The sequence below is a fragment of the Peribacillus sp. YIM B13482 genome, from assembly GCF_042787975.1.
GTDB classification, from domain to species: Bacteria; Bacillota; Bacilli; order Bacillales; family DSM-1321; genus Peribacillus; species Peribacillus simplex_A.
The window spans coordinates 310,959-320,213 of the sequence record NZ_JBHZPF010000001.1 but is presented as its reverse complement, the minus strand read 5'-3'; the positions used below and the strand labels follow the sequence as shown (position 1 = coordinate 320,213).

Sequence of the window (9,255 nt, the reverse complement as noted above, 5' to 3'; positions counted from 1 at the left end):
GCGGCGGCAGCGGCCAAGGCGAAGGCTGCAGCATTGGCTCGGAAAAAGGCGAAAGCTGAAAGTGCGGAAAAGCCGGAGGGCGAAACGGATATAGCGAAGCAAAAGGCGGCGGCAGCGGCCAAGGCAAAGGCTGCAGCATTGGCTCGGAAAAAGGAATCAAGGGATAAGGATAATGATGATGATTTTGAAAATGCGAAGGCAAAGGCTATTGCAGCTGCCAAAGCGAAAGCCGCTGCTGCTGCGAAGACCAGGACCACTGTAAAGGAAAGCACGGAAGATAACACCCCAGACGAACCTTCCCCAAATCAGGCTAAACTTGATCGAATTGTTCACGCTATTGAAAGGCATGTAGGACAAGAGGCATTAATAGACCACTATATTAATAGACTATCAAAAGATGTACCCACTTTAGTGGCTAATCCGGATACATATTTCTCAATAGCAAAATTTCTGCGAAATGATGAGCAGCTTAACTTTTCGTATTTATCGGAACTTCATGGTACGGATTTTGAATCCCATATGGAAATCTATGTGCATTTACATTCATTCAATATGAACCAAGCGGTTGCCTTAAAGGTGAAGCTGGATAGGGATTCTCCCATTATTCCATCCTTGGTTCCATTATGGTCAGGAGCAAATTGGCCGGAATGTGAGGCGTATGATTTATTAGGTATTAATTTTCAGGAACACCCTGATTTAAAGCGAATTTTACTTGGTGATGATTGGAAAGGGTATCCCCTTAGAAAAGATTATCAGCCTTATGATGTGGAGGTGTAAGCCCAATGTTAAGGACGGAAGAAATGCTTCTCAATGTCGGGCCGCAGCATCCGAGTACACATGGTGTTTTTAGGCTTGTCATCAAGATTGACGGTGAAATTATAAAAGAGGCTACCCCGGTCATTGGGTATTTGCATCGAGGTACGGAGAAACTAGCGGAAAATCTGCAATATACACAAATAATTCCATATACCGACCGACTCGATTATCTAGCCGCAATGACAAATAATTATGTGCTTTGCCATGCTGTTGAAACAATGATGGGAGTGGATATCCCCGAAAGGGCAGAATATTTGCGTGTTATCGCGATGGAATTGGGCAGAGTTGCAAGCCACCTTGTCTGGTGGGGTACATACCTGCTTGATATAGGTGCGACGAGCCCTTTCTTATACGCTTTTCGAGAACGTGAAATGATCGTTAACTTATTGACTGAATTGTCAGGGGCACGACTCACATTCAATTATATGCGTGTTGGAGGTGTGAAATGGGATGCTCCTGACGACTGGATTGTGAAGGTGGCCGAGTTTGTACCTTATATGAGGGAGCAGCTTATCGGTTACCATGAGCTTGTAACAGGGAATGAAATCTTTGTGAATCGAGTTAAAGGGGTGGGCATCTATACGAAAGAAGAAGCGCTGCAGTATTCACTTAGCGGTGCTAACTTAAGGTGTACGGGTGTGAAATGGGATTTGCGAAAGAATGAACCATATTCCATTTACGACAGGTTCACCTTTGATGTTCCTACACGGGAAGAGGGTGATGCCTTTTCACGCTATCACTGTAGAATGGAAGAAATCGAAGAATCACTGAAAATCATCGAGCAGGCGGTTGAGCAATTTCCAGAAGGGCCGGTCCTTGCTAAGGTCCCGAAAATAATAAAGGTTCCTAAGGGTGAAGCGTTTGTCCGGATTGAATCACCAAGAGGGGAAATCGGCTGTTATATCGCGAGTGAAGGCAAAAAGGAGCCATATCGTTTGAAATTTCGAAGGCCTTCATTTTATAATCTGCAAATTCTTCCGAAATTATTGGAAGGGGAAAATATGGCGAACTTGATAACGATATTAGGGGCTATCGATATCGTTTTAGGGGAGGTGGATGGATAAATGATCAAGAATTTGCTCCACTCCACTCCAAGCCTACTGAATTTTGGCATATTTTTTGGTTTGGCAGTCCTGCTGTTATTCGTTGTATTAGGGTTTGTAACATATGGAATCCTATCAGAGCGGAAAATCATGGGGTTCATGCAGCTGCGTGTCGGCCCCAACCAAATTGGGGGTAAATGGGGGCTCTTGCAGACCGTTGCAGATGTTTTGAAACTTCTGATCAAGGAAGATACTATACCAAAAAAAGCCGATAAGCCGCTATATATATTAGCTCCAGTGATTGCTTTTGCTCCGGCTTTCATGGTCCTGGCCACCTTGCCGTTCACCGATGCCTTCCAATTTGCTGATATAGGTGTCGGACTGCTTTATTATATCGCCATTTCCGGCATATCGACAATCGGCATCGTCACTGCGGGTTGGGCATCCAATAATAAATATTCTTTGATTGGCGGAATGAGGGCAGCCGCTCAAATGATATCTTATGAGATTCCGTTGGTGATGTCGCTAGTGGGAATAGTCCTCTTAACAGGTAGTTTAAATTTGAATGAAATAGTCGCAGCCCAGGAGAAGGTTTGGTTCATTTTTCTTCAGCCGCTTGCGTTCATCGTGTTTTTTATTGCATCGGTTGCCGAGCTGAACAGGGTTCCTTTTGACCTTCCGGAAGCGGAGTCCGAGCTTGTTGCAGGCTATCATGTTGAATACTCTGGATTTCGCTGGGCCTTCTTTATGTTATCCGAATATGTGTATATGTTTGCAATGGCTACACTAACCACTGTATTATTTTTAGGGGGATGGAATTCTATTCCGTTTTTGGATTTTATTCCGGCAGCCATCTGGTTCGGTCTGAAGTTTAGTGCTGTTTTCTATGTGTTGGTCTGGATCCGTGTAACTTTTCCTCGTATAAGGGCAGATCAATTGATGGAATTCGGATGGAAAGTGCTGCTTCCGGTTGCATTAGCAAATATATTTTTGACGGCAATTATAAAAGAATTAATTAACCTTTTTTAAAAACTTGAGCTGGTCAGAAAGCGAGGGATTTATATGCTTGGTTTAGCAAAAGGTTTGACCTATACATTAAAGAACTTGACGAGGAAAAAAGTGACCTATGACTACCCGAATGAGCCGCTGCCGCTCCCTGACCGATTCCGAGGAATCCAAAAATTTTATCCTGAAAAGTGTATTGTATGTAATCAATGCGTGACGATTTGTCCAACCGATTGTATTCAATTAACTGGTAAAAAACATCCGGACCAGTCGAAAAAAGGTAAAATCATTGATACGTATGACATTAATTTCGAGATTTGCATTTTGTGCGATTTATGTACGGAGGTCTGCCCTACAGAAGCAATCGTGATGACGAATCAATTTGAGCTGGCGGAGTATAGCCGTGAACATTTATTTAAAAATCTGGAGTGGCTGGATGAAAATGATGAGAATATCCGGAAGGTGAATAAAGTATGAGTTTGTCCGGTGAATTAATTGCCTTTTTTGGTTTGGCACTCGTCGCCATTTTAGGCGGGGTACTGCTAATTACCTTAACTAAAGTAGTGCACATGGTAATTGCACTCGTTTTTACTTTCTTGAGCATTGCTGGCATTTATATGGTACTTTCGGCTGAGTTCGTAGCCATTGTCCAAATCCTTATTTATTCAGGGGCAATTACGATCGTGATGTTATTTGGAATTATGCTCACGAAACACCAAGAAAGTGATGAACCCGCTAAAGGGGGTTGGGGGAAATTCTCCTTACTGGCAGCGATTGCTGGATTTGCCGTGGCGGTTTATCTAGGGATTTATAATCTGGATATACCTGTACAGCCTACCGCCTTGCATGAGGAAAATACAAAACAAATAGGAATCGAACTTTTTTCAAAATATGTGATTCCATTTGAAGTAATGTCGGTACTCCTGCTTGTTGCTTTAGTCGGCGCCATCGTATTGGCTAAAAAGGATGATGAGGAGGGAGATCAATCATGACGGGAGTTCCCTTGTCGGCCTATCTTGTATTGGCACTCGTTTTATTTTGTATAGGGCTATATGGCGCTTTGACGAAAAGAAATGCGGTCATTGTATTGATTTCAATCGAACTGATGCTGAACGCTGCGAATATTAACTTAATTGCCTTCAGTAAATTCGGGGTAACGCCATCCATTACGGGTCAAGTGTTTTCATTATTCACGATTACAATCGCTGCGGCCGAGGCAGCTGTAGGGCTCGCTATTTTAATGTCCCTTTATCGCAACCGGAAGACGGTCAATGTCGATGAAATGGATATCATGAAGCATTGAAGGTTTATATAAATGAAGAAGGGGATTTGATACGATGATGGAGAACGCTTGGCTCATACCGATCTTTCCACTCGTCACGTTTCTGGTTCTGCTTCTATCAGGTGGGCGGTTGAGGGAACGAGGGGCTCATATAGGAATTATATGTACTTTGGCTTCGTTTGTTTTATCTTTGCTTGCCTTGATAGAACGGTTTAAAGAACCTACTTATAAAATATCGATTGATTGGCTTTCCTTCGGAAGGACGCAACTTACAGCGGGATTTGAAATCAATCAGCTTAATGCCTTGATGCTTGTGATCGTTTCCCTTGTCAGCCTGCTTGTTCAGATATATTCGAAGGGGTATATGAAGGGTGAAGTGCGATTCTCCATTTTTTATGCTTATCTGGGCTTCTTCACCTTTGCCATGCTTGGGCTTGTCATGGCACCTAATTTATTACAACTATATTTCTTTTGGGAATTGGTCGGGGTGGGGTCTTTCCTGCTTATTGGGTTTTACTTTTATAAAGAGGAAGCTAAGAATGCAGCAAAGAAGGCATTCATCATGACAAGGATTGGGGATGTAGGGCTCTTAATCGGTATTATTCTACTATTCTGGGAAACAGGCAGCTTTGAATATGGGGAGATCTTTCAAGCCGTTCAATCGGACGTTATATCAAATGGAAGATTGACTTTGATCGCTATTTTGATTTTTATCGGTGCGGTTGGGAAGTCGGGACAATTTCCACTACACACATGGCTTCCGGATGCAATGGAGGGACCGACTCCGGTTTCCGCATTGATTCACGCAGCAACCATGGTTGCTGCAGGGGTTTATCTGGTGGCGACCATGTTTCCGTTATTCCTGGCTAGTTTTGCTGCGATGCAGGTCGTAGCAATTACAGGTGGATTTACAGCCATCTTTGCCGCAAGCATTGCTATAGTGCAAAAGGATGTTAAGCGCGTATTGGCCTATTCTACAATCTCTCAGCTTGGTTTTATGATGCTTGCTTTGGGTACTGCTGGATATGTGGCGGGGGTGTTTCATTTAATGACCCATGCCTTTTTTAAAGCATTGCTGTTTTTGGCAGCAGGCAGTGTTATTCATGCTATACATACACAGGATTTGGAAAAGATGGGCGGATTATGGGGTAAATTGAATTGGACTGGGCCGCTGTTCTTGACTGGCACTTTGGCGATATCAGGATTCCCCTTGCTCTCGGGTTTTTTCAGTAAAGATGAAATTCTAATGGCAGCCTGGGAGAATGGAAATTATGTTTTGTTTGGACTAGCGGCTATTACCTCCTTTTTAACTGCGTTTTATATGTTCCGGCTGTTTTTCATGATCTTTGCAGGAGATTCACGCAGTCAAATAAAACAGGTCAAGGAATCACCTTCCAACATGCTACTTCCCATGCTCGCATTGGGATTGCTTGCTGTAATCAGTGGATATATCCAAACACCTTGGTTTGGAGATTTCCTGGGAGAGTGGCTTGTGGAGGGAAATGAAAATCTTCTAGGCGCCAGCCATAGTGAGGGACCTGTTTGGATAATGTTCATGGCCGTTCTTGTATCGCTGGCCGGGATATTCCTTGCTTATACGATTTACGCTAAAAAGAGGTTACATCCGGGCTGGCTTGTTAAGGAAAGCTCCGGGTTATATAGAATTTTGGAAAATAAGTATTATATTGATGAGATTTATCATTTCACTGTAGGCCATGCAATCAAAGGCTTCAGTATATTCCTATCTTATTTCGAAAGATTCATTGTCGGTGGCTTGGTATCCACTGTTACAAGTTCAATTGAAGGATTGGGGAAAATAGGGTCTAAATTGCAAACGGGGCAGGTACAGCAATATGGAATGATAGCCTTTCTGGGACTTGCGGTACTCTTGGTGATTTTTGCAGTAACTGGGGGGTATCTAAGATGAATGTCTATTTGCTCTCGCTTTTAGTGTTTTCACCTCTGCTGGGCATAGTGATGGTGGCCCTTATGCCGAAAAAAGAGGAAAGGACGATTAAACAATTTGGTTTTTTCGGAACACTGCCTCCCCTTTTCCTATCGTTCTTTCTATGCAGCCAATATTATTCGGGTGTGGCCTTATCCTTATTTGACATTAAGTTGAATTGGATAAGATTTGGGAATTTGGAGATGTATGATCCCAAGCTCTTCACGGTTGACTTTGAGTTGGGGCTGGATGGATTAAGTCTTATCTTCATATTACTGACGACAATCATTTCTTCACTGGCTGCAATCGCCTCCATTTATATAAAACAAGGATGGAAAGGTTATTATTTGTTATTTTTAATCTTGGAAATTGGGATGCTTGGTGTCTTCACGTCAGAAAATCTGATCCTTTTTTTCATATTTTTTGAAATGACGCTGATTCCCGCTTTCTTTTTAATTGGTAGATGGGGCTTTCTGGAGAGGGAGAAAGCGTCTTATAGTTTTCTGATTTATAATGGCATTGGTTCGGCGGTTTTATTGGTGGCTATTTTGATTTTGTTTGCCAGGACAGGTACGACCAATATTGCGGCTTTGACACAGATTATGACAATGGGCGGTGTTTCGCTTTTTGCACCAATATCCGGTTCGATGAAGTTTGGTTTATGTCTGGCCTTTCTCGTTGCATTTGCGATAAAGCTGCCCGTATTTCCCTTTCACAGCTGGATGGTGCGAGTCCATGCAGAAGCACCTCCATCCATAGTGATGATTCATGCAGGTGTACTATTGAAAATAGGGGCATATGGAATCATCCGGTTTGGAATGGGGATATTTCCTGAACAATATAAAAGCTTGGCCTTTACCGTTGTCCTATTTGGGGTCCTCAGTTTTTTATATGGTGCATTTTTAGCATTGGTACAAACGGATTTTAAACTTGTTTTAGCATACTCGTCAATCTCACATATGGGAATCGTCATGATGGGCCTGGGAGCCTTGAATGAAGCGGGCATTCAGGGAGCAACTTTTCAAGTCATCTCACATGGTTTTATTGCTGCTTTGTTATTTTTCTTGGTGGCTGTGTTGTATGAGCGGACGGGAACCACCATGCTTCCTAAGCTTGGGGGATTGTCCAAGTCGATGCCGATTTTTTCAGGCTTCATGTTAGCATGCGGGCTGGCCTCACTCGGTTTGCCTGGCATGTCGGGCTTCATCAGTGAATTCATGGTATTTCTTGGCTTGTTCAAGAGTCAGCCATTGCTTGCAGCAATTGGGGTGATCGGGCTGGTATTAACCGCTGTCTATATACTGAGGGCGGTCATGTTGATGACGTTCGGGAAAAATGATAGCTTGGTAGAGAAACGGGACCTTAGAGGCTGGGAGCTTGTACCAGCAACGGTTCTTCTCGGTTTGATAATATCCGTTGGGGTATACCCAAATTTGTTAGGCGGGCCTCTTCAAGGAACGATTAAAGCCATGATGCTAGCTCTAGGGGGGCGATGAAGGATGGAGTGGAACACGATGCTTTCTTATGATTGGGGAGCGATGATGCCGGAATTCATCATCCTTGGAACGGCCATGATCCTTTCGATATTGGATTTATTCTGGCCGAAGCACTTTAATCGGAGAAAACTGGCATGGCTCGCGCTAACCGGAATCATTTTGGCATGTTTGTCACTGATTAGCTTACTATCCTTTGAGACAGTCAGTATCTTATCCGATACGTTTCGTTTAGATTCTTTTGCAAAAGCATTTAAGCTACTCCTATTATTCGGGGCGGGCCTAATCATCCTTCTGGCTGAAGGCTATGAACCGCAAGAGGGGCTGCGAGAGCATCGGGGGGAATTTTATTATCTGTTCCTGACCGCTTTGCTTGGAGCGATGGTCATGTCCTCAAGCGGGGATTTGATAACACTGTTCGTTGGATTGGAACTTCTTTCACTTTCATCCTATATATTAGTCGGAATGCGTAAACATGATCGGAAGTCTAACGAAGCGTCCATGAAGTATGTGATAAACGGAGGTATATCCACGGCGATCACTTTATTCGGGATGAGCTATTTATATGGAGTGACTGGTTCTGTCAATCTAGGCGAGATGAGCCGGACGATGGCTGCGATGACGGATGGTCAGCTGCAATATATTATGGGCCTCGCTTTCTTCATGGTATTTGTCGGTTTATCCTTCAAGATAGCTGCTGCCCCATTTCATATGTGGGCACCTGATATATATGAGGGGGCACCGACACCAGTTGTAGCCTTCTTAAGTGTAATTTCGAAAATAGCGGGTTTCGTCATCATCCTGCGCATTTTTCTTTCGTTGTTCCTAACAGCTTCCGGCGATACCTTCGGAGCACTCGACTTTTTGGAAAAAAATAATATCTATATAGCTTCATTGGCAGGTCTGACAATCATCATTGGAAATGTGGTTGCGTTAAGGCAGCAAAATCTAAAACGATTGTTCGCTTATTCAAGCATTGCCCATGCGGGTTACCTCCTTGTAGCGGTGGCTACATTGGGCGGGGGATATTTCCTGATCGATACAGTCTGGTTTTACCTAATGGCTTATGTATTAATGAATATCGGTGCATTTGCAGTCATTCAGCTGCTCGCCAGCCAAAGTGGATCAGAAGACATTAGCATTCTTGCAGGACTTGGGAGGAAATCACCGTTTCTTGCCATAGGATTTACTGTATTTATCCTATCGCTTGCAGGAATTCCCGGGACGACAGGATTCATTGGCAAACTCAATATATTCCTTGGAACATTCATTACGGAACCTGGACATTTTGTCCTTGCGGGAATCATGATTGCCGGTACTGTTGTGTCCTATGTGTATTATTTCGGATTATTGGTTCAAGTCTTTTTCCGGCCCATTCATTCAGAGAAGGTCAGTAAAATTCGTTCGGGTCTATCCGCCGTGTTGATCATTTGCGTAATAGGCACCATACTTTTCGGTGTGGCGCCAAATATTGCCTTAGATTTTATTCATGATCAATTCGGTGAATTTACAGACTTTATTTCGAGTAAATGATATAATGCCTGTATCAGAGGCTTGCTCCATTGGATCAAGCCTCTATTTACAGTTTTAAAAAGAAATTTTGCAATTCTTCCTTTTATATTCCAAATACGAAGGGGTTTTGTGTTAGAATAGAAGACGGGTGTCTTTTAG

The 9,255-nt window shown here is 43.2% G+C and carries 9 protein-coding genes; all 9 read left to right on the top strand.

The genetic code is table 11. The features are described 5' to 3' along the window. Nucleotides 1-777: NADH-quinone oxidoreductase subunit C (locus ACFX4L_RS01525; RefSeq protein WP_377403676.1), on the top strand; the 777-nt coding region annotated here is incomplete at its 5' end. A gap of 5 nt (nucleotides 778-782) precedes the next feature. Further along, entirely contained in the window at nucleotides 783-1,880 is a 1,098-nt protein-coding gene (locus tag ACFX4L_RS01520; RefSeq protein ID WP_061465687.1) for an NADH-quinone oxidoreductase subunit D, read from the top strand. Next, nucleotides 1,881-2,888, top strand: a complete 1,008-nt coding sequence (nuoH, locus tag ACFX4L_RS01515; RefSeq protein WP_377381008.1) for an NADH-quinone oxidoreductase subunit NuoH — start codon at nucleotides 1,881-1,883, stop codon at nucleotides 2,886-2,888. Nucleotides 2,889-2,921: 33 nt separating this feature from the next. Further along, a complete protein-coding gene (gene nuoI / locus ACFX4L_RS01510) occupies nucleotides 2,922-3,341 on the top strand; it encodes an NADH-quinone oxidoreductase subunit NuoI (protein WP_061465683.1) in 420 nt (139 codons plus the stop codon). Continuing rightward, complete coding sequence (locus tag ACFX4L_RS01505) at nucleotides 3,338-3,856, top strand: NADH-quinone oxidoreductase subunit J (protein ID WP_061465681.1); 519 nt, start codon at nucleotides 3,338-3,340, stop codon at nucleotides 3,854-3,856. The genes nuoI and ACFX4L_RS01505 overlap by 4 nt, the downstream gene beginning before the upstream one ends. Then, entirely contained in the window at nucleotides 3,853-4,167 is a 315-nt protein-coding gene (gene nuoK, locus ACFX4L_RS01500) for an NADH-quinone oxidoreductase subunit NuoK (RefSeq protein ID WP_061465679.1), read from the top strand. The genes ACFX4L_RS01505 and nuoK overlap by 4 nt, the downstream gene beginning before the upstream one ends. A 34-nt stretch (nucleotides 4,168-4,201) precedes the next feature. Beyond that, a complete protein-coding gene (gene nuoL, locus ACFX4L_RS01495) occupies nucleotides 4,202-6,073 on the top strand; it encodes an NADH-quinone oxidoreductase subunit L (protein ID WP_284469203.1) in 1,872 nt (623 codons plus the stop codon). Then, nucleotides 6,070-7,587 carry a complex I subunit 4 family protein gene (locus tag ACFX4L_RS01490; protein WP_377403673.1) on the top strand — a complete coding sequence of 506 codons (1,518 nt, stop codon included), beginning with the start codon at nucleotides 6,070-6,072 and terminating at the stop codon, nucleotides 7,585-7,587. Before nuoL ends, ACFX4L_RS01490 begins: the two co-directional genes overlap by 4 nt. Nucleotides 7,588-7,590: 3 nt before the next feature. Then, complete coding sequence (nuoN, locus tag ACFX4L_RS01485; protein WP_284469205.1) at nucleotides 7,591-9,117, top strand: NADH-quinone oxidoreductase subunit NuoN; 1,527 nt, start codon at nucleotides 7,591-7,593, stop codon at nucleotides 9,115-9,117. Nucleotides 9,118-9,255: the final 138 nt, after the last annotated feature.